The sequence below is a fragment of the Mycobacterium kyogaense genome (assembly GCF_003254575.1).
GTDB lineage: Bacteria > Actinomycetota > Actinomycetes > Mycobacteriales > Mycobacteriaceae > Mycobacterium > Mycobacterium kyogaense.
In genome coordinates this window covers 17,209-43,600 of the sequence record NZ_QJUA01000026.1, presented here as the reverse complement: position 1 = coordinate 43,600, position 26,392 = coordinate 17,209, and the positions used below count along the sequence as shown (strand labels likewise).

The 26,392-nt window shown below is 68.5% G+C and carries 23 protein-coding genes, 1 tRNA gene and 1 pseudogene; 13 read left to right on the top strand and 12 right to left on the bottom strand.

Annotated features, from left to right (window positions below):
- Positions 1–7: 7 nt before the first annotated feature.
- The 4 genes and pseudogenes from DMB80_RS17630 to DMB80_RS17615 form a co-directional block, all read right to left on the bottom strand.
- Entirely contained in the window at positions 8–907 is a 900-nt protein-coding gene (locus DMB80_RS17630; protein ID WP_111511042.1) for an ABC transporter substrate-binding protein, read from the bottom strand.
- 131 nt (positions 908–1,038) lie between these two features.
- A pseudogene (locus tag DMB80_RS17625) lies at positions 1,039–4,427 on the bottom strand (ATP-binding protein).
- Positions 4,420–5,100, bottom strand: a complete 681-nt coding sequence (locus DMB80_RS17620; protein WP_046362488.1) for a DUF4194 domain-containing protein — start codon at positions 5,098–5,100, stop codon at positions 4,420–4,422. The pseudogene DMB80_RS17625 and the gene DMB80_RS17620 overlap by 8 nt, the downstream one beginning before the upstream one ends.
- A complete protein-coding gene (locus DMB80_RS17615) occupies positions 5,097–6,518 on the bottom strand; it encodes a DUF3375 domain-containing protein (protein ID WP_111511041.1) in 1,422 nt (473 codons plus the stop codon). Before DMB80_RS17615 ends, DMB80_RS17620 begins: the two co-directional genes overlap by 4 nt.
- A 198-nt stretch (positions 6,519–6,716) precedes the next feature.
- On the opposite strand from DMB80_RS17615, the gene DMB80_RS17610 reads away from it, so the two are divergent.
- Positions 6,717–7,349 carry a DUF1345 domain-containing protein gene (locus tag DMB80_RS17610; RefSeq protein WP_111511040.1) on the top strand — a complete coding sequence of 211 codons (633 nt, stop codon included), beginning with the start codon at positions 6,717–6,719 and terminating at the stop codon, positions 7,347–7,349.
- A 1-nt stretch (position 7,350) separates the two neighbouring features.
- Here DMB80_RS17610 and DMB80_RS17605 read toward each other — a convergent pair whose 3' ends face one another.
- Together DMB80_RS17605 and DMB80_RS17600 are read right to left on the bottom strand one after the other, a co-directional pair.
- On the bottom strand, positions 7,351–8,262 hold the full coding sequence (locus DMB80_RS17605; RefSeq protein ID WP_205538755.1) for an NAD-dependent epimerase/dehydratase family protein: 912 nt from the start codon (positions 8,260–8,262) through the stop codon (positions 7,351–7,353).
- Positions 8,259–9,002, bottom strand: a complete 744-nt coding sequence (locus DMB80_RS17600; protein WP_111511038.1) for an SDR family oxidoreductase — start codon at positions 9,000–9,002, stop codon at positions 8,259–8,261. The genes DMB80_RS17605 and DMB80_RS17600 overlap by 4 nt, the downstream gene beginning before the upstream one ends.
- Before the next feature lie 61 nt (positions 9,003–9,063).
- Here DMB80_RS17600 and DMB80_RS17595 point away from each other — a divergent pair, with 61 nt between their 5' ends.
- The gene (locus DMB80_RS17595) at positions 9,064–9,810 is read left to right on the top strand and encodes an alpha/beta fold hydrolase (RefSeq protein ID WP_111511037.1); all 747 of its coding nucleotides are present in this window, start codon (positions 9,064–9,066) and stop codon (positions 9,808–9,810) included.
- Here the strand turns inward: DMB80_RS17595 and DMB80_RS17590 are convergent.
- Positions 9,807–10,697 (bottom strand): NAD(P)H-dependent flavin oxidoreductase, encoded by an 891-nt coding sequence (locus tag DMB80_RS17590; RefSeq protein WP_111511036.1) that lies wholly within the window; start codon positions 10,695–10,697, stop codon positions 9,807–9,809. The genes DMB80_RS17595 and DMB80_RS17590 overlap by 4 nt on opposite strands.
- A gap of 48 nt (positions 10,698–10,745) precedes the next feature.
- On the opposite strand from DMB80_RS17590, the gene DMB80_RS17585 reads away from it, so the two are divergent.
- Positions 10,746–11,129: a nuclear transport factor 2 family protein gene (locus DMB80_RS17585; protein ID WP_111511035.1), complete on the top strand. Its 384-nt coding sequence runs from the start codon at positions 10,746–10,748 to the stop codon at positions 11,127–11,129.
- Here the strand turns inward: DMB80_RS17585 and DMB80_RS17580 are convergent.
- On the bottom strand, positions 11,095–11,649 hold the full coding sequence (locus DMB80_RS17580) for a TetR/AcrR family transcriptional regulator (RefSeq protein WP_111511034.1): 555 nt from the start codon (positions 11,647–11,649) through the stop codon (positions 11,095–11,097). The genes DMB80_RS17585 and DMB80_RS17580 overlap by 35 nt on opposite strands.
- Positions 11,650–11,730: 81 nt before the next feature.
- On the opposite strand from DMB80_RS17580, the gene DMB80_RS17575 reads away from it, so the two are divergent.
- Positions 11,731–12,366: an NADPH-dependent F420 reductase gene (locus DMB80_RS17575; RefSeq protein ID WP_111511033.1), complete on the top strand. Its 636-nt coding sequence runs from the start codon at positions 11,731–11,733 to the stop codon at positions 12,364–12,366.
- Here DMB80_RS17575 and DMB80_RS17570 read toward each other — a convergent pair.
- Positions 12,340–13,179: an SDR family oxidoreductase gene (locus tag DMB80_RS17570; RefSeq protein WP_111511032.1), complete on the bottom strand. Its 840-nt coding sequence runs from the start codon at positions 13,177–13,179 to the stop codon at positions 12,340–12,342. The genes DMB80_RS17575 and DMB80_RS17570 overlap by 27 nt on opposite strands.
- Complete coding sequence (locus DMB80_RS17565; RefSeq protein ID WP_240431248.1) at positions 13,172–13,624, bottom strand: nuclear transport factor 2 family protein; 453 nt, start codon at positions 13,622–13,624, stop codon at positions 13,172–13,174. Before DMB80_RS17565 ends, DMB80_RS17570 begins: the two co-directional genes overlap by 8 nt.
- Before the next feature lie 66 nt (positions 13,625–13,690).
- On the opposite strand from DMB80_RS17565, the gene DMB80_RS17560 reads away from it, so the two are divergent.
- Positions 13,691–14,272 carry a TetR-like C-terminal domain-containing protein gene (locus DMB80_RS17560; RefSeq protein WP_240431247.1) on the top strand — a complete coding sequence of 194 codons (582 nt, stop codon included), beginning with the start codon at positions 13,691–13,693 and terminating at the stop codon, positions 14,270–14,272.
- Between the two features lie 88 nt (positions 14,273–14,360).
- On the opposite strand, the gene selD is transcribed toward DMB80_RS17560, so the two are convergent.
- Positions 14,361–15,350, bottom strand: coding sequence for a selenide, water dikinase SelD (gene selD / locus DMB80_RS17555; RefSeq protein ID WP_111511084.1), 990 nt, complete (start codon positions 15,348–15,350; stop codon positions 14,361–14,363).
- Between the two features lie 40 nt (positions 15,351–15,390).
- On the opposite strand from selD, the gene DMB80_RS17550 reads away from it, so the two are divergent.
- The 3 genes from DMB80_RS17550 (at position 15,391) to selB (ending at position 18,501) form a co-directional block, all read left to right on the top strand.
- Positions 15,391–15,485: transfer RNA gene (locus DMB80_RS17550), tRNA-Sec, on the top strand.
- A gap of 65 nt (positions 15,486–15,550) precedes the next feature.
- Entirely contained in the window at positions 15,551–16,831 is a 1,281-nt protein-coding gene (gene selA, locus DMB80_RS17545; protein ID WP_111511030.1) for an L-seryl-tRNA(Sec) selenium transferase, read from the top strand.
- Positions 16,819–18,501, top strand: coding sequence for a selenocysteine-specific translation elongation factor (gene selB / locus DMB80_RS17540; protein WP_111511029.1), 1,683 nt, complete (start codon positions 16,819–16,821; stop codon positions 18,499–18,501). The genes selA and selB overlap by 13 nt, the downstream gene beginning before the upstream one ends.
- On the opposite strand, the gene DMB80_RS17535 is transcribed toward selB, so the two are convergent.
- Positions 18,458–19,489 carry a TerC family protein gene (locus tag DMB80_RS17535; RefSeq protein WP_111511028.1) on the bottom strand — a complete coding sequence of 344 codons (1,032 nt, stop codon included), beginning with the start codon at positions 19,487–19,489 and terminating at the stop codon, positions 18,458–18,460. The genes selB and DMB80_RS17535 overlap by 44 nt on opposite strands.
- 116 nt (positions 19,490–19,605) lie before the next feature.
- On the opposite strand from DMB80_RS17535, the gene fdh reads away from it, so the two are divergent.
- The 5 genes from fdh (at position 19,606) to DMB80_RS17510 (ending at position 26,365) form a co-directional block, all read left to right on the top strand.
- Positions 19,606–22,869 (top strand): formate dehydrogenase, encoded by a 3,264-nt coding sequence (gene fdh / locus DMB80_RS17530; protein WP_111511027.1) that lies wholly within the window; start codon positions 19,606–19,608, stop codon positions 22,867–22,869.
- The gene (locus tag DMB80_RS17525; RefSeq protein WP_111511026.1) at positions 22,866–23,765 is read left to right on the top strand and encodes a 4Fe-4S dicluster domain-containing protein; all 900 of its coding nucleotides are present in this window, start codon (positions 22,866–22,868) and stop codon (positions 23,763–23,765) included. The genes fdh and DMB80_RS17525 overlap by 4 nt, the downstream gene beginning before the upstream one ends.
- Positions 23,765–24,769: an NrfD/PsrC family molybdoenzyme membrane anchor subunit gene (gene nrfD, locus DMB80_RS17520; protein ID WP_111511083.1), complete on the top strand. Its 1,005-nt coding sequence runs from the start codon at positions 23,765–23,767 to the stop codon at positions 24,767–24,769. Before DMB80_RS17525 ends, nrfD begins: the two co-directional genes overlap by 1 nt.
- 102 nt (positions 24,770–24,871) lie before the next feature.
- The gene (locus tag DMB80_RS17515; RefSeq protein ID WP_420812198.1) at positions 24,872–25,804 is read left to right on the top strand and encodes an NAD(P)/FAD-dependent oxidoreductase; all 933 of its coding nucleotides are present in this window, start codon (positions 24,872–24,874) and stop codon (positions 25,802–25,804) included.
- Positions 25,805–25,822: 18 nt separating this feature from the next.
- Positions 25,823–26,365: a YceI family protein gene (locus DMB80_RS17510; RefSeq protein WP_111511024.1), complete on the top strand. Its 543-nt coding sequence runs from the start codon at positions 25,823–25,825 to the stop codon at positions 26,363–26,365.
- Positions 26,366–26,392: the final 27 nt, after the last annotated feature.

Here is a 26,392-nt window from a genome sequence, read left to right as displayed (position 1 = left end):
CTCCCGATCAGCTGGTGACGACGGCGGGTTGGAGCTCCTGATCAGATGAGAACCCCCAGCGCTTCATCGCCTTTTGCAGCCCGCCGTCGGCGTACATCTGCCCGAGCGCAGCGTTGAGGCCGTCGCGTAACTCGGTGGCCTTCTTGTTGACGCCGAATCCGAAGTCGAAGTCGGTGGGCAATTGGAAACCGACTGCGAGTTTGTCCGGGTTGCGCTCGGCCAGATACGCAGCGACACCGGCATCGGTGAGCACGATGTCGGCCTCACCCTGCGCGAGAGCGCTCTGCGCCCGGTCGATGCTCGGGAAGTTCAGCGTCTTCAGCGGGGGCTTGCCCGTCGACTCGCATTCCTTGTTCTGCTTGTCGAAGATCGCGTTCTCGACGGTGCCGACCACCAGCGCGGCCGTGACGCCGCAGATGTCGGCGAGGGACTTGATGTTCTTGGGATTGCCGGCAGCGACGATCGAGGCCTCGCCGGCTTTCATGTAGTTGACGAAGTCGACTTGTTTGACGCGCTCCTCCGACGAGTACATCCCGGCTGCGACCAGATCCACGCGGCCGGACTGCAGGGCAGGCACCAGCCCGGCGAAGTCCAATTTGGAGTACGTGGTGCGGAACCCGAGGCACTGCCCGGCCGCGTTCAGCAGATCCGGTTCGATGCCGATGATGTTCGAGGGGTTCTTCGGATCTGAGGCCGAGTAGTTCGCCGGCGCGGGGGAGATGCCCACCGTCAGCGTCTTGCCGGCGAGCCCGGGGTACTTCGCCGCCAACGCGTCACATGTCGACTTGTCGATGGCGAGATCGCTGGTCGCGGCGTTGTTCGCGGATTCCTCCGCCGAGCAGGCGCTCGACCCGAGCATGAGCGCGGTGGCGGCGATAGCCGTGACCACCATCTTGGGAACGTGCACGAGAGCCTCCTCTGGTCCGGATCGTGCAACCGGTTAACAGCACTGGCTCAGGTATAGAATATAAAATAGTTCGGGTCAAGGATACGGCGTTACGCCGGTGTGAAATCTGAATCGGACGCTGGGCGTGACGCTCAGTGCGCCAACGCCGGCACCTTCTGCTTCATCTGGTGACGCAGCTCCGTGAACTCCGCGATCGAACGCGTCGCCACCGTGGCCACCGGCCGCGCGTTACGACCCGTCGCTTCGGTCTTGCTGACCATCACCACGCTGTCGATGTAGGGCTGGATCGTCGTCGCGTTCTGCACCGTCGCGACGATCACCAGCTGGAAGCCGAACTTGCGGAACGCCTGCAGCGCCTGCTGCGCGAACTGCGGATCGGATTTCGAGAACGCCTCGTCGAGCATCAACTGCGCGAACACCGGCTTGTTGTCCTGGCTTTCGGGGCTCGCGAGGTTGAAGCTCAGCGCCCCGGCGAGGCAGAACGCCATCAGCTTCTCCTGCTCGCCGCCCGAGTTGTCGCCGGCATTGCTGTGCGTGCGGATCAGCTCGTCGGAAGCCACATCCCACTCCGCGCAGTCGAACGTGAACCGGTTGCGCACATCGAGCGCGTCGCGCGTCCACGCCTTGTCCTCCGGCGCCGTCGACGCCAGCCGATTGCGCAACCGCAGGATGTCGGCGTACTGGTCGAGGATCGCCTGCTTGTCGCCCAGGCCCACCTCGGCGATGCGCCGGCTGATCGCCCGCACGATCTCCGTCAGCTCCGACACCGCAGTCAGGCTGCGCGGGGTGGCGCGCAGCGTCAGCCGGGTGCCGCGGTTGAATTCGACGGCGCCCAAGCCGGTGTTGACCCGTTCGATCTGTTCGGCGATGCGGCGTGCTTCCTGCTCGGCCACGCGGTGCAGCGTCAGGATCGCGTCCGGCGCCTGCTCGGTGACCAGCCTCATCATCCGCTCGTAGGCCTCGGGCAGCTCACGCTCGTCGATGTGCCGGCACAGCGCGACGTAGTCGTGCACGCGCTCATCGAAGTTGTCGCTGTCGTTCGGGATCGCGTCGGGGAACGCGGTGTCGAACGTGTTCAGGATGCGGGCGAGCTCGTCGTAGGACCGTCTGCGGCTCTCACGGAGTTGCTCGCGTTCCTTCTTGATCGCACCGAACAACGCGTCGCGGAACGGTTCCGGGTCGAGCAGCTCGAGGCTAACGGGCAGCTGCGCGGAGTAGCGGGTCAGCAGCTCGGTGAGCGGTTCGCTGACGAACGCCGGCGACAGCCGCTCCTCCAGTTCGAGGAGTCGGGTGCGGCGGGCGTCCAGATCGTCGCGGCGGGTCTGGATCGCGCCGCGGCGCGTCATCAATTTCTGGATCTGCGACCAACATTCGTCGGCGCGCGCATTGAGCGCCTCGATGTCCGGGTTGTCGGCCAGCAGCAACTCGTACTGTTCGCGCAGCCGTTCGGCGTGCCCGTCGGCGGTCTCGGTGTCGATCTGACTCCACTGCGGGAACTGCTCGCAGATCGCCTTGCAGGCCGCCGCGCGGTCACGCCACTGCTGGCGCTGGGCGGCGATGTCGTCGGCGGTGCGGCGTGCCTTCTGGTAGGCGTCCTCGGCCGCGGCCAGGTCGACGGTGAGTGCGTTGATCTTCGCCGTCACATCACCCTGGTACAGGTACTCCGACTGCTTGAGCGGGCGCCGGTCGTCCTTGATCGCGAGCCGGTCGGAGTCCTTGTAGAGGCCGGTGTCGGTGACCGCGCGGCGGAACCGGGCGAAGACATCGGGGGTGTCGACGCAGACGTGATCGCCCGCCGCGGTGACGATGTCGACGGCTTCGGCGGCGCACGGATGCGCGGGGTCGACGGGAAAGAGCTTGCCTGCCAGCGTGTTCGATTCCGGCTCGACCGGATCCGCGCCCAGCATTTTCGCCCGCACATGGTGCAGCGCGAGCCGGCCCCGCATGTTGGTCTCGTTGACGAACTGCAGCACCGCCGTCCAATGCTGATCGGGCACCATCAGCCGCAGCCCGACGCCGCGCAGCACCTTCTCCACCGCGGTGCGCCACCGGGTCTGGTCTGCCCGCAGGTCCATCAGCTCGGCGACATACGGCAGCTCGGCGGCATCCACACCGACCGCGGCGCAGATCTGATCGCGCATCAGCAGCGCGAACTCGGGCAGCGCCGAGCCGACGTGCTCGACGCGCTTGAGCTCCTTGGCGGCGTCGTCGCGCGTCATGCGCGCGGCCTTCTGCGCGTACTCGGCGTCGGTGGACGCCTCCCGGTTGCGTTCGACCTTGGCGAGCAGTTCGGTGGCCTGCTGCAGCAGTTCTTCGCGTAGATTCCAGAACTCGTCAGCGGAGTCGGGAACGTCGAGATCCTGCGCGGCGAGCATGTCCTCGTAGGCGGCGCGGCGGCGCTCGATCTGCTCGGCCTCGGTCTCCGCGGCCGTCACCTGGCTCTGCAGCGGACCGATGTTGGCACTGGTGCCGCTGATCTGCGCATTGAGCGAATCCGCTTCGGCCTTGGCCAGATTCAGCGACCGCGTGACGTCCTCGTACTCGTTCTCGAGCTGATCGATCGTGGTGTCGAGCTGGGCGATCTGCGCCGGGCACTGCGCCAGCCGGACGTGATCGGTGTACGCGCGCACCATCGGCAGGTCGACGAGGTCGATGATGCCGAGATCGGTGGACTCCGACGCATACCGCTGCTGGATCTTCTCGATGTCGCCGAGGATCTTGCGCTTGCGCTGCGCGACGGCCAGCAGTTCGCGGGCCTCCACCAGGGGATCGATCTGCTTGAGCGCCTCAGGCAGACGGGCCAGGCTGTCGGGCTCGTCGAGCATGAACTCGCGGACGAACTGCTCCAGGCCGCCGACGCTCTTGAGCGACTTCGCCTTGCCGAGCAGCTGCTGGGCCGCATCGGAGGCGCGGATGCCAATGGTGGCGTACAGCTGCGCCAGATACTGCGACTCGACCTTGGTGGTGAACCGCCAGCCCAGGCTTTTCCCGTCGCTCCGCTCGCCCCGGTCCTCTTTGAACACGCCGGTGTCGAAACGGCCTGCCGCCCAACGATTGCAGACGTCCTCGATGCCGAGATCGCCGTCGCCGAGCACGAACCGGCTCGACGAGTCGTTGCGCGATTCGCCCGTCAGCCACTTGAGGACCAGGCCCGTCACCGTGCGACCGGAGTCGCTGGCATAGGTCACCGCGACGGCCGACCAGGCGGTCCCGTCGCCGCGCAGGTACATCACCCGGCTGGTGCCGCCGTCGCTGCGCTGACCCCACGCACCACGCACGTACTTGTCCACGGTGCGGCGCCCCGCGCTCGACCCGGCCGCGGTGTTGTCGCCGGAAGCGTTGAAGTTGCGTCGGTTGAACGGCAGGAAGCCCAGCGAAATGGCATCCAGAGAGAGGATTTGCCGCTGCCGGAAGCGCCGGCGATCAGCGCACCGCCCTCGCTGAACGGGATCGAGTGGTAGCCGTCGAACACGCCCCAGTTGATGACCTGCAGCCGGGACAGGTGGAACTGCTCAGTCAAGGGTGACCTCCACGTCGGGGGTGCCGCCGGTGGCCAGCAATTCGAACTGCTGCTGCAGCTCGGTGATCACGCTGGCCGTCATCACCGCGGTGATCACCGGGCTGATCGTGTAGCTGTCCTCGTCGTCGCGGCTGCGGCGCAGGATCTCCAGCCCCGTGAGCCGGGCGATCGCCGCGTCGATGCGGCCGGTGAACGTGACCGCGTCGCGGTCGACGTCGTTGAGCACCCCGGAGAACAACCCGTGCATCTCCTCTCGCGAGATCAGCACGCTCTGCCCGCCCGCGGCACGCATCATCTGCGCCAGGTGCAGGGCCAGGATCGAGTCGTAGGTGCCGAGCGGTTCGCGGCGGAGAAGCTTGATGCCCTTGGCGGATTCATAGCGGGCCTGCTCGACGAACGCGACGTCCGTTCCGTCGACGATGCGCAGCAGCAGGTCGAGCTCGGACAGCCGGACCGACAGCTGATGGCGGTATTCGAGCACCCACGCGTAGATGTCGGCGTCGGACTCGGCGCTGATGTAGCGCCGAGTCAGCAGGTGCTGCAGCGCCCAGCAGGCGCGGTCGGGCAGCTCGGAGACGTCGCCGTCGAACCGCGGCCGGCGCTGATGAGGCGGCCGGGCGGTCTGGTCGACCTGCGGTAGCGACGAGAAGTCGATGTCGGCGTCAGTGCTCACGGGGCCACTCCCACGGTGATCGGTTCGGTGAAAGTCGCGTTGGGAACGGCGATCTCGCGATCGCGGCCGTCCAGCGAACGGAAGCGGACCGTCGTGGACTCACCGGCCGTCTCTTGGGGCTGCTTGAGCGCCCACGACCACAGCACGATGACGTGACCCAGATAAGCGTTGTCCAGTCTCGCGACCGCGTCGGGCAGCGACATCGGCAGCGCGCCGTTGATCATCTCCGCCATCGCGGCCGCATCGACCTGCGTGGTGAGCGCGGCGAAGCTGGCGAGGTCGACGTCGCCCTCGGCCGGTTTGGCCGGCTTCGGGTTGGACAGGTCACCGATCTTGAAGCTGAGCGCGCCGACCGAGCTGATCGCGTGCCTGGCCAGTGGTAGCTCGAGATCGAGCCGGGAATCGATGAGCGAGGTCTTCAGCAGGGTGCGCGCGGCGCCGATGGCCTCGTTCAGCTGGCGGGCGATGCCGCGGCTCTGCTCGAGCGTGCCGAACGCGGTGAAGCGCTTGACCCGCTGCGCGCAGCGCTGCTGAATGCGTTCGACCTCGTCGATCTGCTGGCCGACCAGTTCGAAGAAGCCGGCCATCACCCGGCGCAGTGCCGGGTCCAGATGCGGGAGCGCCCCGGCGACCGCGGCGACGTCGGCCTCGAACTCGGCGCGCTGGTCGGGGTCGTTGATCATACGCAGGAAGGCGCGGTGGCTGTCGCGGCCCTGCGAATCCCAGGCCGCCTGATAGTCGGCGTACATCTGCCGCTGACGGTCCCGGTAGGCGAGGTTGCTGTCGATCGGTTCGTCGAGCGCCGCGGTGGCCTGCTCGATCATCGTGCCGTACTGGCCGATGTCGGTGATCAGGCGTTCCATCTGCAGCGCGATCGCGCGAGCCTCGTCGTAGGCGTCGGTGACGTCCGGTTCGGGTCGTTCCCCGGCCTCGAGTTCGCCGAGCTCACGACGCAGCGCGTCGATCTCGGCCTCGATGCTCTTGCGGATCCGGGCGGGATCATTGCCCACCTTGATCGCGACCTGCTTGAGTCGGCCGGCGATACCGGTGATCGACCCGCCGGTGGCGATGGTGTCCTGGCGGCGCATCCCGCGCAGGAAGTCCAGCGCACGCCGCGCGTCCTGGGTCAGGTAGCAGACGTTCTGATCGGTACGGTCGTCGACGATGCGGTGCAGCCAGCCCTGGCTGGCCCACGACTTGACCAGCGCGAGGCCGGGCTGATCGTCGCCCAGGTCGGCCAGATCACGCTCCAGGCGCACCACCAGCTCGGTCTCGGCGACCACTCCGCCGCTCAGGTGCCGGTCCATCAGCGCCGCGTAGAGGCTCAGGTTGGTGGCCGACAGCAGCCGTACCGTCGGGGATGCCTGCAGCTCGCGGTTGCGCTCGAGCAGATCGGCCGCCGACAGCTGGTCGTCCACGCACCCTCCCTCTGTGTCTCGCTCCGGTGTCTGGCCGGAGGCCCCAACATAGGCCACGGCGCGGACACCGCCGCAGTCCGCGGGGGAGTGTCGCGAGGTTTCCGGCGCGTCGTGTGACGGGTGTGACCAGCGAGATTGTCGGGTCAGGTGGGGGTGTCTTCCAGGCCTCCGACAGGCCGGCCTGGTTGACTGCTTCAGATGACCTCGGCGCGGTGGCACACCCCCGCGATCCGGCTGCTGGGCGCGGCGATCCTGGGCCTGGTGGCCGGTGCGATCGCGTCCGTCGAGTTCGGGCGGTTCGCCATTCTGATCGGCTGGGACGTCCTCGCGCTGACCTACCTGGTGTGGACGTGGTCGGTGCTGTGGCCGTTCGATGCCGAGCAGACCGCATCGCATGCCGAGATCGAGGAGCCGGGCCGCCGCACCGTGTTCGTGTTGGTCCTCGTCGGCGCGCTCGCCAGCCTGGTCGGTGTCGGGTTGCTGCTGGCGAATGCACGGCCCGAACGTCTCGGCGCGGTGGCACCGTACGTGGCGGTGGGCAGCGTGGTGGTCTCGTGGTTCGCGGTGCACACGCTGTTCGCGCTGACCTACGCGAAGATCTACTTTCGGGAAAAGCCGGTCGGCGGAATCGATTTCAACACTTCTGAGCCGCCCCGCTACAGCGATTTCGCGTATGTCGCCTACGCCGTCGGCATGAGCTTCGCGATCTCGGACACCAACCTGACGTCGTCGCGGATGCGCGCCACGGCGCTCAAACACGGTCTGCTGTCGTACCTTTTCGGCTCGGTGATCGTCGCCTCAGTGGTCAACTTGATCGCCGGCGGTTTGTAGGTCAGACCAACCCGAGGTCTTTCAGCGATGTCACGGTGTCGCGGATCGTCTCGTCGAGCGGGCGGGGCTGCCAGCCGAGCACCGCCTTCGCCTTGGCGTTGCTGATCTGCGGACGTGTGCCCTGGACGTCGTCGTGAGCGTCGACGCCGATGAGGCGCGCCAGCTCGCCGAACGTCACCGCGGGCTCGTCGACGACCACCAGGAATCGTTCGCCCGCAGCAGCTTCGGTGGTCATCGCGCGCACATGCGCGTCGGCGACATCACGTACATCCACCACGCCGAAGTACTGGCCTGCCGGCAGCGGATCACCGGCGAGCATCGAGCGCACGATCTGCACCGAGGTCGACAGGTGCGGACCGAGCGTCGGCCCGAAGATGCCGACCGGCACGATCGTCGTCAACTCGAGTGCACCGCCCTCGCGCGTCATGAAGTCCCACGCCGCCCGCTCCGCGATGGCCTTCGACCGGATGTAGGCAGTGTTCTGATCCGCTGGATCCGTCCAATCCCGTTCTGTCCAACGCTGTTCGGTGCTGGGGGAGTACCCCACCGCGGCGAACGACGACGTCATCACGACGCGCCGGCAGCCTGCGTCGCGCGCATGCCGGAGCACCCGCAGAGCGCCGTCGCGCGCGGGCACGATGACCTCGTCGTCGGTGCGGGGATTCTGCGCGGGGAACGGCGACGCGACGTGCATGACGACGTCTGTTCCGGCGACGGCGTCCGCCCAGCCGTCGTCGGACGTCAGATCGGCATAGGCGAACTCGACGTCTCCGGCTGCCGTCTGGCGAACATCGTCGGCGCGCTGTGGAGTGCGGACCGCGGCACGGACCCGGTAGCCCTGCGCCAGAAGCTGATTGACGAGGTGGCTGCCGACATACCCGGCCGCCCCGGTCACCAGGACCGATGTGCTCACTGAGTGGCCAGCCAGTCGGTGAACCGTTGTGTGCCGAGTCGGGCGCCGTTGCCGGTGACCAGGGTGTCGTGGTCGACACGTGCGCCGAAGTAGGTGGCTGCTGCGTCGTCGACGACGGCGTTGTCCTTGCCCTGATGGGCGAGCACCGCGCGCGCCAGATCGGCGAACGTCATCTTCTCCGGGCCGCCCACGTCGACGATGCCGTCGGCCGGGGTGCTCTGCGCCACGTCGGCGACCACCGCCGCCACGTCTGCGGACGCGATGGGCTGGATGCGGGCCACGGGGGCGTGAAACTCCTCGCCGACCGCCAGTGACCCGACGATGGCCTCGGCGAACTCGTGGAACTGCGTCGCGCGCACGATTGTGTACGGCAGCCCCGATTCGGCGATCGTGCGCTCCTGGATCACCTTAGCCCGCATGTAGCCGCTGTCGGTGATGCCGTCGGCGCCGACGATCGACAGCGCGACGTAGTGTTCGACGCCTGCACTCGCCGCAGCCTTGACGAGGTTCGCGGACGACTTGGTGAAGAAGTCAGTCGCCGTATCATCGTCCAGCTGAGGCGAATTCGTGACGTCCACGAGCACCGCGGCGCCGGCCACCGCATCGTCGACCCCCTCGCCGGTGAGCACGTTCGCCCCGGTGCGCAGTGATGCGCCGACGACGTCGTGTCCGGCCGCGGTCAGGATCTGCACGACCTGCGACCCGATCATCCCCGATGCGCCTATGACTGAGATCAACATGTCTCCACTGTGGCACCAAAGGGCGGGCCACGGCCCCCGGAAAGTCCGTAGTCTGACGTCCATGACGGCGGTCTTCGTACACGGCAATCCCGAGACCACGGCGATCTGGGGCCCGCTGCTCGCGGTCCTCGGCCGCGACGACGTGGTACTTCTCTCGCCGCCGGGCTTCGGAGCACCGCTGCCCGACGGGTTCGGTGCGACATTCCTGGAGTACCGGGACTGGTTGGAAGCCGAATTGTCGGCGATCGAGGGGCCGATCGACCTCGTGGGCCATGACTGGGGCGGCGGGCATGTCATCAACGCGGTGATGCACCGGCCCGAGCTCGTCCGCAGCTGGGTCAGCGACGTCGTCGGGCTGTTCGACCCGGAGTACGTGTGGCACGACATGGCGCAGGTGTGGCAGACACCGGGAGCGGGTGAAGAGTCGCTCGACGCGATGCTCGGCGGCGACCTGACCGCGCGCACGGATCTGATGGTGTCGCTCGGCATTCCGGCCGACATCGCCGCGCAGATCGCCGAACACCAGAACGCCGACATGGGCCGGGCGATCTTGGCGCTCTACCGGTCTGCCGCGCAACCCGCGATGGCGGAGGCGGGCCGGGAGTTGCCGAGCCTCGCCGCACGGCCGGGCCTGTCACTGCTGGCGACCGACGACGCCTTCATCGGCGCTCACGACAACCGGCGCCGGGCCTCCGAGCGGGCAGGCGCACACATCGCTGTGCTCGAGGGGTTGGGGCACTGGTGGATGGTGCAGGACCCGCACCGCGGCGCCGAAGCGTTGAATTCCTTTTGGGCGACGCTGGATTAGGTGTTGGTGAGTCTTCTGATGACTGCTTCTGCGTCGTCGACACCTGTGACGTCGCCGACGCCCTCGCCGGCGTTGATGGGTGCGATGCGGTAGTCGTCGTCTTCGGTCGCCTTTCGCAGCGCGTCTCGCGCCGCGGCGTCTATCTCGTCCTCGCGGGTGTCGTATCGGTCGGTGAAGCTGTTGCGCAGCACGCGTTCTGGCGTGTCGTTCGGCCACGCGTAGCCGAAGGCTCTGTCGAACGCGCGGGTCAGGATCGTGTCGGTGGCTTGGGCCGCGATCAGCCGTGCGCGCGCCGCATCGTCGAGGAGCGACTCCCCGCACACCGCGAACGCGGTGCCGATCCACGCTCCGGCGGCGCCCGCGGCGAGCACGTCGTTCAGCGCGTGAGCCGAGGCGATGCCGCCTGCGGCGAGTACCGGTCTGTCCACGTGGGCGATGATCTGGCCCAGCAGGGTGTGCAGCGGCATGCGGGGTCGGCCGTGGCCGCCGCCCTCGGCTCCGCGGGCGACCAGCACGTCGACGCCGGCGTCTGCTGCCTGTGTCGCTTGTTCGACGTCGGCGACTTGGGTGGCCGCCAGCACGCCGGCGTCGTGGGCGGCTGCGACCCAGGCGTAGTCGTCTCCGAAGCTGACCGACAGCAGCGCGGGGCGCGCATCGAGGGCGGCGTCGAGCAGGCCAGGATCGTCGCGTACCCGCCAGCCGATCAGGCCGATCCCGAATCGGGCTGCGCGGACATGGGGTAACTCTCTGTGAAGGGTGGATACCGTTGCGCTGCTTCCCATCCCGATCATGCCGAGCCCGCCGGCGCGGGTGACGGCTGCGGCCAGCGCGCCGCCGGCCACGCCGCCCATCGGGGCGTTGAGTATCGGGACGGCGAGATCGAGCATTCCGGTGATCCTAGGCAACCCCGTCGCGCCTGGTGGTAACTTGCATGGGTGCTACAAAACGACGACATCGTGCGGTTGATGGAAGAGAACCTGCTCGCGGTGTTCAACGAGCGTGATGCGGAGGCCCGGCTCGAGGTGGTCCGCCGCAACTACGCGTCGGACGTGCGATGGTCGGACGCAGAGGAGACCGTGGTCGGTCAGGACCGATTGCACGAGAAGGCGCAGGCGCTCCTCGACGGGCCGCTGGCCGGCCTCGAGTTCACGCAGGCCGGCCCGGTGCACCAGGTCGCGAACATGGGCTACCTGAACTTCGAGGTGTGCGCGCCGGGCACCGCCGATGTGCTGATCGCCGGGTTCGACGTGGCGCTCATCGAGAACGGCATGATCGCGCAGCTGTTCACCGTGGTGACGCAGGAACCGGCCACGCCCTGAGTGCGATGTCTGCCGCCGCGCGCAGCTGCCGCCGGGTCGCACCGTCGCGGGCAAGAGCTGACAACCCGCGTAGGACCAGGTCGACGTAGTCGGTCAGCGCGGCGACATCGGCCTCCGCCTGCAGGTCGCCGGCCCGCTGCGCACGGCGTAGGCGCCGAGTGATCGCATCGCGTCCCGAATCCCGGCGGGCACGCAGCGTCGGGTCGGAGATGACGAAGCAGCCCGGCGGGTGCGCCGGCCGGGTGTACAGCTCGACGGCCCGGTCGAGCATCGACGTGAAGACCGCGTGCGCGGTGGGCTCCTCCAGTGCCGGCGGCACCACCGCGGAGCGTTCGTACAACTCCACCGCGGCGTCGAACAGCGCTTGCTTGTCGCCGAACGTCGCATACAGGCTGGGCGGGCTGATACCCATCGCCGCAGTCAGATCGTTGATCGAGGTGCGGTCAAAGCCCCTGTCCCAGAACAGATGCATGGCTGCCTGCAGCGCGTCTGCGCGATCGAACTTCGGCGGCCGGCCCATCGGTCGATCCTATGCACCGAGTTGCGCACTCTGCTAGCGTCGTTTCTTTAATGAGTGCTACAAAACTCTCGAGAGGACGCCATGGGCTACGCGATCGTCGGTTCGGGCAACATCGGCTCCGCGGTGGCCGGGCACTTCGCCCGCACCGGAATCGACGTCGCCGTCGCCGCCTCCCGCGGTCCGGACACCGTCGCACCGCTGGCGCAGCGTCTCGGGCCCCACATCACGCCGTCCGAGATCTCCGACGCGCTCGGCGCCGACGTGGTCGTGCTGGCCGTGCCGTTCGATGCGGTGCAGGAGCTCGTCGCTCAGGTGCCGGACTGGTCCGGGCGGATCATCGTCGATGCGACGAATGCCATTGACTACGTCAACTTTTCGCCGGCAGATCTCGGTGGGCGGGCGTCGTCGGATCTGGTGGAGGAGTGGGCGACCGGCGCCCGTGTGGTGAAAGCCTTCGGGCACACCTGGGCCAAGGTGCTCGCCCGCGAGCCCGAGGACGGCCGCGGCGGGCGACGGGTGCTGTTCCTCTCCGGCAACGACTCCGCGGCCAACGCCGAGGTCGCGTCGCTGATCCAACGGTTCGGGTTCGAGCCGATCGATCTGGGCCGCAACGATGCCGGCGGGCTGCTGCAGCAGTTCGGCGGTCCGCTGACGACGCGCAGCTTCATCTCGCAGGCCATCGGTGGGGCGTCACCGGCGGAGATGGACTTGGTGTAGGAAGTCGCGCAACGACGTCGGCGGGCGGCCGGTGATGTCCCGCACGGTCGTCGTCACGAAGTCCTGCTCGCCGGCGCTGATGCGTTCATCGAGTGCAGCGAGCACGCCCGCGAACTCCTCCGAGAGTCCGGCCTCGGTGAACTGTGAGGCTCGCTCGGCGGGGGACACGTCGACGTGGCCGATGTGGTGTCCGAGCACTTCCGACAGGATCGCCGCGGCGTCGGCGTAGGACAGCGATTCGGGGCCGGTCAACACCAATTCCTTGCCGAGGGGCTCAGGTGCGATGAGAGCTTCGACGGCGGTCGCGGCGATGTCGTTGGCGTCGATGAAACCCAGACGGCCTACGCCGGTCGCCGTGACGATTTCCCGTGACCCCCGAATGCTGTGGGCCAGTGGGTGGTCGCCCACGAAGTTCTGCATGAACCACGAGGGGCGCAGGACAGTGGCCTCGGGAAACTTGCCAGCGATGACGTCGTGGATCTCGCCCAGCCCGGGCTCTCCGCGCTCGATCGCCGACGAACTCAACAGCACGACCCGACGCACGCCCTGGTCTGCGGCCAGATCGAGGAACGGGCCGACCATCGACACCGGATCGGCGTCACCGGCCGGGGCGACCAGATACATCGCCGTCACGCCCCGAAGCGCCGCGGCGAACGTCGTGGCGTCGGCCCAGTCGAACTCGAGGGCGTCCGGGTCGGCCGGGTCGGGCCGCCGGCTTGCCGGGCGGACGTGGCTGCCGCGGGACCGCAGGCCGGCGACGACGGCGGTCCCGGTGTTGCCGGTCGCCCCGGTGACGAGAATCGGATCAGGCATCACGACGCCCCATGCCCGACGCGAGCGCGTCGGCGTCTCCGAGTGCGGCTGCCGCGGCCACCGGGTTCCAGTAGTCGCGGTAGTGCCGCACGCCACCGACGCCGACGGTGATGACCGCGACGTAATCCATGTGGTAGGTCGAGTTCGACTGCAGCACAATGCCGTCGGCCGAGAACTCCAGAACCGCCGTCTCCGGGTCGAGGGTGTGGTGCCGCTGTCGCTCGGTCACGGTGTCGATGCGCAGCATGGCGCTGTAGTCCTTCAGGTAGTCGGCCACGTCGGCACGACTGCGCAGCACTGGATAGCCGGGTTCGGCGAAGGGGAACTCCATCGAACCGTCGGGCGCCCACTGGTCGGCGAAGGCGCGCATGTCATTGCGGCGAAGGCTGTCGAGTAGGTCGTCGATCACCCGGTCGGTGTGCGAGCGGCGGTCGTCATCGGTCACGGTGCTCCTTGTCATACGAATTGTCATGCGAAACGGAACGGTTCCGTCTCGTATAGTATTCCGAGCGTGACGGCGAAAGCGAACCTGCGAGCTCAGGTGACAGACGGGATCGTCGAGGCAGTGCTGGACGAACTCGCTGACGTGGGCTTCGGCCGGCTCTCGATGGACGGGGTGGCCCGCCGAGCCCGAGCCGGCAAGGCCGCCCTGTACCGGCGGTGGCCGTCGAAGCAGGAGATGGTGCTCGACGTCGTGGCTGTGCTCAGCGTTCCGGCGGCCGCGACCGTGCCATCGGATGATTTGGTCGCCGACGTCACCGCGCTCGTCGCCGGTGTCGATGCGTGGCTGAGCGACGTCCGGATGTCCCGCATCCTGCCCGACCTGCTCGCCGAAGCGATGCGTAACCCTGAGCTCGCGGACGCTCTGACTCGTCGCGTCGGAACCGCCCGCCGAGGCTACGGGCAGGCCGTGATCGACGCGGCAATTGCGCGCGGTGAGGTCTCCCCGGATGTCGACAGCGAGTACGTGTTGGATCTGGTTGCCGCGCCGGTGTTCTGGCGGATCTGCGGGCGCCGGCTGAAGACTGGTCCGGAGTTCCTCGAGCGGGTGGTGGACTCAGTGCTGCACGCGCTGGGGGTCAGTGCGCAGTGAACGCGCGCTCGGTGGCCGGCGAGCGCGCGCAGAGGCACGCGACACGCCGCGTGGGGATGTACAGACACGCGCGCTCGCCGAACGGGGGCTACCGCACGATGATCGTGTGGTCGGTGCGGGGGACCAGCTCTCCGATGACCGGGGCGCCCGGGATCTCGCCGGCGATCAGGAGGCCGCCCGAGGTCTGCGCATCGGCCAGCAGCAGCGCTTCGTCCTCGCCGACCGAGAGCTCGATGTGCGGACGAACCCAGTCCAGGTTGCGTCGCGTGCCGCCGCTGACATACCCATCCCGCAACGCCTTCCGTGCGCCATCGAGATACGGCACCGCCGCTGCGTCGAGCACCGCCGTAACCCCACTGGCCCGCGCCAGCTTGTGCAGGTGCCCGAGCAACCCGAAGCCCGTCACATCGGTGGCGCAGCGCACCCCGGCATCCAAGGCCGCCTGCGATGCCTCGGCGTTCAGCGTCGTCATCGCCTCGATCGCGTGCTCGAAGCGCTCGCCGGTGTTCTTGTGCCGGCTGTTGAGCACCCCGATGCCCAGCGGCTTCGTCAGCGACAGCGGAACGCCGGCGACCCCGGCGTCGTTGCGCAGCAACCGGTCCGGATCGGCGATGCCCGTGACCGCCAGACCGTACTTCGGTTCGGGATCGTCGACGCTGTGCCCGCCGGCCAGATGGCAGCCCGCCTGGACGCACACGTCCATGCCGCCGCGCAGCGTCTCGGCGGCGAGCTCGAACGGCAGCACGTCACGCGGCCAGCCCAGCAGGTTGACCGCCACCACCGGCCGGCCGCCCATCGCGTACACGTCCGACAGAGCGTTCGTCGCCGCGATCCGACCCCAGTCGTAGGGGTCGTCGACGACGGGGGTGAAGAAGTCCGTCGTCGCGATCAGCGCGGTGCCGCCCTCGATACGCACCGCGGCCGCGTCGTCGCCGTCGTCGAGCCCGACGAGCAGCTCACCGACCGGGTTCACCGGCGTGGCGTGCTGGAGACCGCGGACCACCTCTTCCAGCTCGCCAGGGGGGATCTTGCAGGCACATCCGCCGCCGTGGGCGTACTGCGTGAGCCGGTGCGTCATGGCTTCCATGCTGCCCTGCCATGATGGACAGGTGGCTCAGGGAGGCGTATCCGGTCTGGTGACCGGCCCGATCTTCAAAATCGCTGAGCGGCAGTTCCTGTCGCTGGCGGGTTCGATTCCCGTCCGCCTCCGCCATTTCCCGTGCGATTTCGGCGTGTTCGTCGTCGCTGAGCGCAGACAACCACGCCGAAATCGCTGCCATGAGTGACCCGCGCCGGCGGGTGCCGCGCACCGACGCCGTGCTCGCCGACCCGCGACTGGTCGCGGCGGCCCAGACTTTGGGTCGCGTGCTCGTCAAGAGCGTGGTCGTCGAGGCGCAGCAGCGCGCCCGCGCCGGGGAGATCGACCCCGAGCAGGTCGCCGACCACGCCGTCGCGTCGCTGCCGTCGAGCGCGGCCACGTTGCGGCCTGTCATCAACGCGACCGGCGTGGTCGTGCACACCAACCTGGGCCGCGCCCCGCTGTCGCAGGCTGCGATCGACGCCGTGACCACCGCCAGCGGCGCCACCGACGTCGAGTTCGACCTCGCGACCGGCCGGCGCGCCCGCCGCGGCAGGGGTGCCCTGGCCGCATTGGCCGCCGCGGTCCCCGCCGCCGAGGCCGTGCACGTCGTCAACAACAACGCCGCCGCGCTGCTGCTGACGGCGATGACGCTCGCCCCCGGCAGGGAGATGATCGTCAGCCGCGGAGAACTGATCGAGATCGGCGACGGCTTCCGGCTGCCCGAGCTCATGACGTCCACCGGCGCCCGCATCCGCGAGGTCGGCACCACCAACCGCACCCACCTGCGCGACTACGCCGATGCGATCGGCCCCGACACCGGCTTCATCCTCAAAGTGCACCCGTCCAACTACCACGTCAGCGGCTTCACCTCGACGGTCTCGGTGCGCGAGCTCGCCACCCTCGACTCCCCGCTGGTGGTCGACATCGGTTCGGGCCTGCTGAGCCCGCATCCGCTGCTGCCCGACGAACCCGACGCCGCGACCGTGCTGCGTCACGGCGCAGACCTGGTGACCGCCAGCGGCGACAAACTGCTCGGCGGGCCGCAGGCCGGGCTGCTGTTCGGTGGCTCCGAGTTGATCGAGCGGCTGCGCCGCCACCCCGCAGCCCGTGCGCTGCGCGTGGACAAGCTGACGCTGGCCGCGCTGGAGGCCACGCTCGTCGGGCCGCCCACGCCCGTCGCGCAGGCGCTCAGTGCCGAGGTGGCCGAGCTACGAGCCCGGGCTTCGATGCTGGCGGCTCAGCTGCCCGGCGCGGAGGTCGTCGACTGCGTGTCCGCGGTGGGCGGCGGCGGCGCGCCGGACGTCGAATTACCCAGTGCTGCAATCGCTCTCCCCGAGCAGTACGCGGTGGCGTTGAGAACCGGCGAGCGCGCGGTGGTCGGCCGTATCGAGGACGGCCGCTGCCTGCTCGACCTGCGCACGGTTGCGCCTGAAGACGATGAGGCGCTGCTGAGAGCGGTCCGGGCGTGTTCGTCATAGCGACCGCGGGACACGTCGACCACGGCAAATCGACTCTCGTGGAACGACTCACGGGCATGTGGCCCGACCGGCTCGCCGAGGAACAGCGCCGCGGCCTGACCATCGACCTCGGCTTCGCGTGGGCCGACATCGACGGCCGCGAGATCGCATTCGTCGACGTCCCCGGCCACGAACGCTTCGTCGGGAACATGCTCGCCGGCGTCGGACCCGTCCCCGCCATCGTGTTCGTCGTCGCTGCCACCGAGGGCTGGATGCCACAGTCCGACGAGCATGCCGCCGCGCTGCGCGCCCTCGGCGTGCAGCACCTGCTGGTCGTGATCAGCAAGGCCGACCTCGCCGATCCGGCCTCTGCCATCGACCAAGTGCGACAGCAGCTTCCCGCCGCGACGATCGTGCTCGGCGCCGAGATCGATTCGGTGCGAAGAGAACTCGTGACGCTGACGGATCGGCTACCGGCGCCGGACATCGACGCCGACGTGCGGCTGTGGGTGGACCGGTCGTTCACGGTGCGCGGGGCCGGCACCGTCGTCACGGGCACGTTGGCCGCGGGCACGATCCGCGTCGGGGACGACCTGGTGCACAACGGCCGCCGCGTCACCGTGCGCGGCGTGCAGTCCCTGGGCCGAGACCGGTCCGAGGTCGCCGCGGTGGCCCGCGTGGCGGTCAACCTGCGCGGCGTCGACCACCACAGCGTCACGCGCGGCGACACCCTCTGCACTCCGGACGCCTGGCGCGACACTCGTGAGATCGACGTCGCGCTGCGTGCAGCCGGGAAACTGCAGCAGCAGCTGGTGCTCCACATCGGCTCCGCCTCGATGCCCGTGCACGTGCGACCGCTGGGTGACCACGGGGCCCGGCTGCGACTGCCACATCCGCTGCCTCTGCGCATCGGCGACATCGGGCTGCTGCGCGACCCCGGTGAACACCGCATCGCCGCAGGGGTCGAGGTGCTCGACGTCGCACCACCGGCGTTGCGCCGCCGCGGCGACGCCCGCGCCCGGGGCGCCGAACTCGCCACCGGGCGCGTCTCTCCGCCGGTGTGCGCACGCGAAAAAGATCTGCGGGCCATGGGTTTCGAGCCTGAAGGCGAGCGCGTGGGGGAGTGGGTGGTCGACGGGAGATGGTGGGCGGATCAGCGTGAGCAGCTGGTGAGCGCGGTGGCGCGCTGGTCAGCCACGCATGACATCGCCGCCGGCATGCCGACCGAGGAACTGCGGCGCGACCTCGAGCTGCCCGCCATCGAGCTCGTGACCGCGTTGGCTGCAGGGACGGGGCTCGACGTCGCCGACGGGCGGATCCGCACGCCCGGCGCCGCGCTGCCCGACCGCGTGGAGAAAGCCGTGTGCACGCTCGAGGAGTGGCTGACCGCCGAGCCGTTCCGCGCGCCGGACGCCGACGAGCTCGCCGAACTGCGCCTCGGACCCAAGGAGCTGGCGGCCGCGGTGCGGGCAGGCCGGCTGGTCAAGATCGCAGACGGCGTGGTGCTCGGCCCGCAGGCCTATCAGCGCGCGGCCGAGGTCCTGGCCGGTGTACCGCAGCCGTTCACCGTCGCCGACGCCAAACGTGCTTTGGACACCACCCGGCGCGTCGCCGTCCCCTTGCTCGAGGCGCTCGACGCGCGCGGGGTCACCCGACGCCGTCCCGACGGGACGCGCCTTCTGACTCCGTGACGTTCTTGTGCGTCGCCCGCAGCGAACCCGGGTGGGCCTTGGCGCTCGGATCCTTGCGGGTCTTGGCCAGGCTGGCGATGGTGGTGATGGCCAGGATCGCGATGATCACCACCAGGCTCAGATAGGTGTTCACCTCGGGGATGTTCGGGTTGATGTCGACGTGGCCCCAGTGCAGCACCAGCTTCACGCCGATGAACGCCAGGATGATCGACAGACCCGTCGACAGGTACACCAGGCGATCCAGCAGACCCTTGACCAAGAAGAACAGTGCGCGCAGACCGAGCAGCGCGAACGCGTTCGCGGCGAACACGATGAACGGCTCTGACGTGACACCGAACACCGCGGGAATCGAGTCCAGCGCGAACAGCAGATCCACGCTGCCGATCGCGATCAGCACCGCGAGCAGCGGGGTGGCCATCTTGCGGCCCTGGCTGCGGGTCAGCAGCTTGCCGCCGTCGTAGTCGTCGCTGATCGGCAGCAGCTTGCGCGTCGCCTTGATCATGATGTTGTTCTCGACGTCGGGGTCCTCGTCGCGGTGCCGGAAGAGCTGCACCGCCGTGAGGATCAGCAGGATGCCGAAGATCAGGAACATGAACGAGAACAGCGACAGCAGCGTCGCGCCGACCGCGATGAAGATCGCACGCATGATCAGCGCCAGGATGATGCCGAACGTCAACACCTTGTGCTGATGCTCCTCGGGCACCGCGAACGTCGCCATGATGATCACGAACACGAAGAGGTTGTCGACCGACAGGCTCTTCTCGACGATGTAGCCGGCGAAGTACTGCGTGCCGAAGTCGGTGCCGTAAGTCGCCATGAACCACACCCCGAACCCGATGGCGACGGCGATGTAGAAGACCGACCACGCGGTGGCTTCTTTGAATCCGACGCGGTGGGGGCGGACCGCGGCCAGGATCAAGTCGACGGCGAGCAGGGTGACGATCAGACCGATCGTCACCCCCCAGGTCAGAAGGCTGATCTCGAGCATGCACCCTTTGTACAGGAGGTTCCAAGGTTAACCTGCGGTTCACCGGGTAGCCCCCGCTTGCCAACGCTCGACGGCGGCGGTTGGATCGGTGGTGGCGCGGGCGAAGGAGGCGGTGGGTGGATTTCAAGAAGCTGTTCGAATCCTGGCCTGTGTATAGGCAACTCACCGGCGACGACAAGCTCGGCCGCGGCCACGCCGCCCAGTCGCGGCGCTCGTTGACGCTGACCCCGCGGACCGCCGAAGCCGACCACGTCGCGCACTCGGTGTGTCCGTTCTGCGCTGTCGGCTGCGCGCAGAAGGTGTACGTCAAAGACGAGAAAGTCGTCCAGATCGAGGGCAACCCCGACAGCCCGATCTCGCGCGGCCGGCTGTGCCCGAAAGGCTCGGCCAGCAAGCAACTGGTGACCGGGCCGCAGCGACTGACCAAGATCCGCTACCGCGCGCCGTACGCGACCGAATGGCAGGACCTCGACCTCGAGACCGCGATGAACATGGTCGCCGACCGGGTGCTCGACGCCCGGGAGAAGGGCTGGCAGCAGTTCGACTCCGACCGCAACACGCTGCGCCGCACGATGGGGCTGGCCAGCCTCGGCGGCGCCACGCTCGACAACGAAGAGAACTACCTGATCAAGAAGCTGTTCACCGCGCTCGGCGCCCTACAGATCGAGAACCAGGCGCGTATTTGACACAGCGCCACGGTTCCCGGTCTGGGGGCCTCCTTCGGTCGCGGCGGGGCGACGGACTACCAGCAGGATCTCGCCAATTCCGACTTCATCGTCATCATGGGCTCGAACATGGCCGAGGCGCATCCCGTCGGCTTCCAGTGGGTGATGGAGGCGAAGTCGCGCGGCACGCAGGTCGTCCACATCGACCCACGGTTCACCCGCACCAGCGCGTTGGCCGACCGGCACGTGCCGCTGCGCGCGGGCAGTGACATCGCGTTCCTCGGCGGGGTGATCAACTACATCCTGTCCAACGAGCTCGACTTCCGGGAGTACGTCACCGCGTACACCAATGCGTCGTTCCTCGTCGACGAGGGCTACCAAGACGCGGAGGATCTCGACGGGCTGTTCTCCGGATACGACGAGGCGACCGCGTCCTACGACCCGGAGACATGGCAGTACCAGAACACCGACGCCGAAGGCGGCGGCTCGGGCGCCAAGGAGAGTGCCGCGCCGGATCAGCAGGGCTCCGGTGGGGCACCGATACAGGGCGCCGCCGACATCCCCAGCGACCCGACATTGCAGGACCCGCGCTGCGTCTACCAGATCCTCAAGCGGCACTACGCGCGCTACACCCCCGAGATGGTCGAGCGGGTGTGCGGCGTGCCGGCCGCGCAGTTCCTCGACGTCGCCCGCCAGTGGACGTCGGCGTCGGGTCGCGAGAAGACCGCTGCACTGGTCTACAGCGTGGGCTGGACCCAACACACGTTGGGCGCGCAGTACATTCGCGCCGGAGCGATCATCCAGCTGTTGCTGGGTAACATCGGCAGGCCCGGCGGGGGAGTGTTCGCCTTACGAGGGCACGCCAGCATCCAGGGCTCCACCGATGTGCCGACGCTGTTCAACCTGCTGCCGGGCTACCTCGCGATGCCGCGAGCCGGACAGGAGACACTGGCCGACTACATCGACGCGATCACCAGCCGCAACCAGAAAGGCTTCTGGCACAACGCCGATTCCTACATGGTGTCGCTATTGAAGGAGTACTGGGGCGACGCGGCAACGCCGGAGAACGACTTCTGCTTCGACTACATGCCGCGCATCAACGGCGACCACGGCACCTACCGGACCGTGATGGACATGGTGGACGGCAAGGTGTTCGGCTATTTTTTGCTCGGGCAGAACCCCGCCGTCGGCTCCGCGCACGGCAAGCTGCAACGCCTCGGCATGGCGAACCTGGACTGGCTGGTGGTGCGCGACCTCGTCGAGATCGAGAGTGCGACGTTCTGGAGAGACGGGCCGGAGATCGAGACCGGCGAGATCAGCCCCGAGACGTGCCGCACCGAGGTGTTCCTGTTCCCGGCGGCGTCGCACGTCGAGAAGGCCGGCACCTTCACCCAGACCCAACGCATGCTGCAGTGGCGCGAGAAGGCGGTGGAGCCGCCGGGCGACGCGCGCTCAGAGCTGTGGTTCTTCTACCACCTCGGCCGTATCCTGCGCGAAAAGCTCTCCGGCTCAACCGATGAGCGCGATCGGCCGCTACTCGATCTGTCATGGGACTACCAGATGGAGGGCGACGAACCCTCCGGTGCGGACGTGCTGCGTCGCATCAGCGGTGTCGAGCTTGCCACCGACCGCGCCGTCAGCGGCTACACCGAGCTGAAGGCCGACGGCTCGACGATGTGCGGCTGCTGGATCTACAGCGGCGTGTACGCCGACGAGGTGAACCAGGCCGCCCGGCGCAAGCCGCACACCGAGCAGGGCCCCTACGACAACGAGTGGGGCTGGACATGGCCGTTGAATCGGCGGGTGCTGTACAACCGGGCGTCGGCCGATCCGGCCGGCAAGCCATGGAGCGAGCGCAAGAAGCTGGTCTGGTGGGACGCCTCTGCCGGCGAGTGGACCGGTTACGACACACCGGATTTCGAGAAGACCAAGCCGCCGGACTACCGACCTGCTGACGGGGCCGTGGGCGTCGAGGCGCTGCGCGGTGACGACCCGTTCGTCATGCAGGCCGACGGCAAGGGCTGGCTGTTCGCGCCCAATGGTGTGCTGGACGGGCCGCTGCCGACCCACTACGAGCCGCACGAATCGCCGGTGCGCAACCCGCTGTATCTGCAGCAGGGCAACCCGGCGCGCAAAATCTATGGGCGCGAGGACAATCCGTCGAACCCGTCGTGGCCCGACGCACACGGTGAGGTGTTCCCGTTCGTGTTCACCGCGGCGCGGCTGACCGAACACCACACCGCGGGCGGCATGAGCCGGCAACTCCCGTATCTGGCAGAGCTGCAGCCCGCGCTGTTCGTCGAAGTCTCGGCGGCGCTGGCGGCCGAACGCGGGCTGGCGCACATGGACTGGGCACATGTGGTGACCAGTCGCGCCGCCGTTGACGCCCGGGTGTTCGTCACCGAACGCATGCGACCGCTGCGCGTGGACAACCATGTGGTGCATCAGGTCTGGATGCCCTACCACTGGGGCGGCTCCGGGCTGATCGACGGTGACGTGGTCAACGACCTGTTGGGTGTGGTCGCTGATCCCAACGTCTTCATCCAGGAGAGCAAGGTCGCCACATGCGACATCCAACCGGGGCGGCGACCGCGCGGTCCCGCGCTGCTGGAGTATCTGGCGGCCTACCGGGAACGGGCCGGGATCACCAAGGCCACCGGTACCGATCTGGACACCACGCGGGTATCGCCCGACCACACGGAGGAAACCCCATGAGCGGCAATAGCTTCTACGGCCCGCTGCCCGACCCGGCGGCCGATGCGGGCTACGAGGAGCACCCGCCGCGGGTCGGGTTCTTCACCGACACGTCGGTGTGCATCGGCTGCAAGGCCTGTGAGGTGGCGTGCAAGGAGTGGAACGACGTGCCCGTCTCCGGTGAGGGCGACGGGTTCAACCTGCTGGGCATGTCGTTCGACAACACCGGGAATCTGGGTGCCAACTCGTGGCGGCACGTGGCGTTCATCGAGCAGCCGGGCAAGCCGCCGGTCGATCTGGGCATGCCGGAGGTGACGCAGAAGGCTGTCGAGATGGTGGGGGAGCTGCCCGACTTCCGGTGGTTGATGGCGTCCGACGTCTGCAAGCACTGCACGCACGCCGGCTGCCTGGACGTCTGCCCGACCGGCGCGCTGTTCCGCACCGAGTACTCGACCGTCGTTGTGCAGCAGGATATCTGCAACGGCTGCGGCTACTGCGTTTCCGGCTGCCCGTACGGCGTGATCGAGCGACGGGAAGGTGACGGTAGGGCGTGGAAGTGCACGCTCTGCTACGACCGCCTGCATGACGGGCTCGAGCCGGCCTGCGCCAAGGCGTGCCCGACCGACTCCATCCAGTTCGGTGTGCTCGACGAACTGCGCGAGCGTGCCGCGCAACGCCTCGATGCGCTGCACGAGCGCGGCGTGACCGAAGCGCGGCTCTACGGCGAATCACCCGACGACGGCGTGGGTGGCGATGGGGCGTTCTTCCTGCTGCTCGACGAGCCGGAGGTGTACGGGCTGCCGCCCGATCCGGTGGTGCCCACGCGCGACGCCGGGGCAATGTGGCGCTACGCGGGTATGGCCGCTTCCGCGCTCGTCGGCATCGCGGTGTCGGCGTTCGTGGGGAAGCGAACGTGATGCGCGAAAAGCTCAGCGATGCAGACGCGTCGGACCGCAACGCGCAGACGCGGCACCGCCGGGGTGGACGCGAGGACATGGCGGTACCGCCGGCGGAGTTCCGCTCGTACTACGGCAGGCAGATCCTCAAGACGCCGGTGTGGAACTGGATGATCGCGGCGTACCTGTTCAGCGGCGGACTCTCGGCAGGCTCGGCGATGCTGGGCGCCGGAGCCGACCTGACGGGCCGTACCGAGTTGCGTCGTGTGTCGCGCCTCGGGGCGCTGGTGAGCCTGCTGGCGAGCATGTACTTCCTGATCGGGGATCTCGGCCGCCCTGAGCGGTTCCACCACATGCTGCGGGTCGCCAAGCCGAGCTCGCCGATGAGCATGGGTACCTGGATCCTCGGCGCCTACGGCCCGGGCGCGGGGCTCGCGGCCGCCGCCGAGCTGATGCCGTCCCGGTTACGGCGCTCACGGCTGGGCAGGCTGCTGACGTGGGCGGCGCGGCCCGCGGGCTTGGAAGCCGCCGCGGTCGCCCCCGGGGTGGCGTCGTACACGGCAGTCCTGTTGTCGCAGACAGCGGTTCCGGCGTGGAATGAGGCACACCCGTACCTGCCGTTCGTGTTCACCGGCTCAGCGGCCGCCAGCGGAGCCGGCTTGGGCATGCTGGCCGCGCCGGTGTCGCAGAGCGGGCCCGCGCGGCGGATGGCTGTCGCCGGGGCAGCGTTGGAAGTGGCCGCGTCACGCACCATGGAGCGCAAACTCGGGCTGGTCGGGGAGGCGTACACCACCGGCCGGCCGCATCGCCTGCGTCAGGCGTCGGAAATCCTCACCGTCGGCGGTGCGGTGGGCGCGGTCGTCTCCGGCCAGCGGCGCTGGGCCCTGGCCGCCTCGGGCGTAGCGCTTCTGGTGGGCAGCGCCCTGCAACGCTTCGGGGTGTTCGAGGCGGGTGTGGCGTCGACTGAGGACCCCAAATACGTGGTGGTGCCGCAGCGGGAGCGGCTGGCGCGCCGAGAGGCCTAGCGTCGCGAGTGTGCTTCGCGATACGGCCTTCGCGGCGTGTCGCGGATGCCATCGCACAGTCGCGGGAGGCGTAATCGCGCGACGAGCGGGCATCAGGGAACCGTGGATTGGGAATGTGCGGTCGTCGGCGGCGGCGCGGCCGGCTTGAGCGGAGCGCTGGTCCTCGGGCGCGCACGACGGAAGACGATCGTGATAGACGCCGACGATCCGAGCAATCGGGCGGCGGCGGTCATCGGTGGGCTGCTCGGCTTCGATCAACGCCCCCCGGATGAGCTGTATGCGGCGGGCAGGGCGGAATTGGACGCGTACCCCAGCGTCGAGTATCACCGCGGTGAAGTGACGCAGGGGCGCGCCGTCGACAACGGCTATCTGCTCGACCTCGCCGACGGCACGACGATCGCAGCGAAGCGTGTCTTGCTCGCGTCGGGAATGGTCTACTGTCCACCGCCGCTGCCCGGCCTCGACGAGCTCTGGGGCCGTTCGGTGTTCCAGTGCCCGTTCTGCCACGGCTGGGAGATGCGCGACAAGACGTTGGCGGCTCTGGCATCCGGCACCCAGGGCGTGCACATGGCGTTGATGCTGCGTGGCTGGACTGATGACGTGACGCTGCTGACCGACGGACGATCGGATCTCGGCTCCGAGGACGCCCGGGTGCTGGCCGCCGCCGAGATCACGGTCGACCAGCGACGGGTCACCGAATTGCGCAGCGACGGAGGAGAACTGAGCGAGATCGTGTTCGCCGACGGGTCCCGGTTGCCGCGTCAGGGCCTGCTCGTCGAGGCTCCCGTGCGGCAACGCTCGCGGTTGGCTGCCGAGCTGGGTGCGACGTGCACACCGGGCCCACTGGGTACCGAACCACTGACCGTCGACGCGATTCACCGCACCAGCGCGCACGGCGTGTTCGCCGCCGGCGACGTGTGCACCCAACAGCCGCACATCGCGGGGGCGATCGCGTCGGGCTCGCAAGCGGCGATGATCGTCGTCCAGAGTCTTCTTGCTGACGAATTCGGCTTGCCCTACCCACCCGGTGGGTGATCTCGGTAGCGTCGACCGATGACCTGGACGCTGGATCCTTCGTATGGCGAACTGCTGCTGACCACCGGTGTCACCGGGCCGGCGTCGGCGGTGGGACACCGGCTGACGATCGCGATGACGGACTGGCAGGCAACGGTCACCTGGTCGGGTGACCAGCCGTCGGCGGTGGAGCTGACCGTCGAGGTCGACTCGTTGCAGGTGGTGCGCGGCGACGGCGGAGTCAAAGAATTGTCAGGTGTGGAGAAGTCGCTGGCCCGCTCCAATGCCCTGAAGACGTTGGACGCGAAGCGATTTCCGCAGATTCGCTTCTCGGCCGACCAGATCGTCACAGCCATCGACGGTGGCTACCAGTTGAACGGCACCCTCGACATCCACGGCACGTCACGGCCGAGGTCGGTCGACCTTCGGGTGAAGGATCTGGGCTCGGCGTGGCGCATGACGTGCGACGCCTCGGTCAGCCACGCCGAGTTCGGCGTCAAGCCCTACTCGCTGATGATGGGCGCGGTGAAGGTGGCCGACGAGGTGGTCGTGTCGTTCAGAGCGGAGCATCCGAAGGGCTGACGCGACGAGTGTGATCTGCGCGACGTG

Bases quoted from the DNA above. Each gene is read 5' to 3' on its own strand.
- DMB80_RS17610 (WP_111511040.1), top strand. From the start codon at position 6,717: ATGACCTCGGCGCGGTGGCACACCCCCGCGATCCGGCTGCTGGGCGCG.
- DMB80_RS17600 (WP_111511038.1), bottom strand. From the start codon at position 9,002: ATGTTGATCTCAGTCATAGGCGCATCGGGGATGATCGGGTCGCAGGTC.
- DMB80_RS17595 (WP_111511037.1), top strand. From the start codon at position 9,064: ATGACGGCGGTCTTCGTACACGGCAATCCCGAGACCACGGCGATCTGG.
- DMB80_RS17590 (WP_111511036.1), bottom strand. From the start codon at position 10,697: ATGCTCGATCTCGCCGTCCCGATACTCAACGCCCCGATGGGCGGCGTG.
- DMB80_RS17580 (WP_111511034.1), bottom strand. From the start codon at position 11,649: ATGGGCCGGCCGCCGAAGTTCGATCGCGCAGACGCGCTGCAGGCAGCC.
- DMB80_RS17575 (WP_111511033.1), top strand. From the start codon at position 11,731: ATGGGCTACGCGATCGTCGGTTCGGGCAACATCGGCTCCGCGGTGGCC.
- DMB80_RS17570 (WP_111511032.1), bottom strand. From the start codon at position 13,179: ATGCCTGATCCGATTCTCGTCACCGGGGCGACCGGCAACACCGGGACC.
- selD (WP_111511084.1), bottom strand. From the start codon at position 15,350: ATGACGCACCGGCTCACGCAGTACGCCCACGGCGGCGGATGTGCCTGC.
- selA (WP_111511030.1), top strand. From the start codon at position 15,551: ATGAGTGACCCGCGCCGGCGGGTGCCGCGCACCGACGCCGTGCTCGCC.
- DMB80_RS17535 (WP_111511028.1), bottom strand. From the start codon at position 19,489: ATGCTCGAGATCAGCCTTCTGACCTGGGGGGTGACGATCGGTCTGATC.
- DMB80_RS17525 (WP_111511026.1), top strand. From the start codon at position 22,866: ATGAGCGGCAATAGCTTCTACGGCCCGCTGCCCGACCCGGCGGCCGAT.
- nrfD (WP_111511083.1), top strand. From the start codon at position 23,765: ATGCGCGAAAAGCTCAGCGATGCAGACGCGTCGGACCGCAACGCGCAG.
- DMB80_RS17510 (WP_111511024.1), top strand. From the start codon at position 25,823: ATGACCTGGACGCTGGATCCTTCGTATGGCGAACTGCTGCTGACCACC.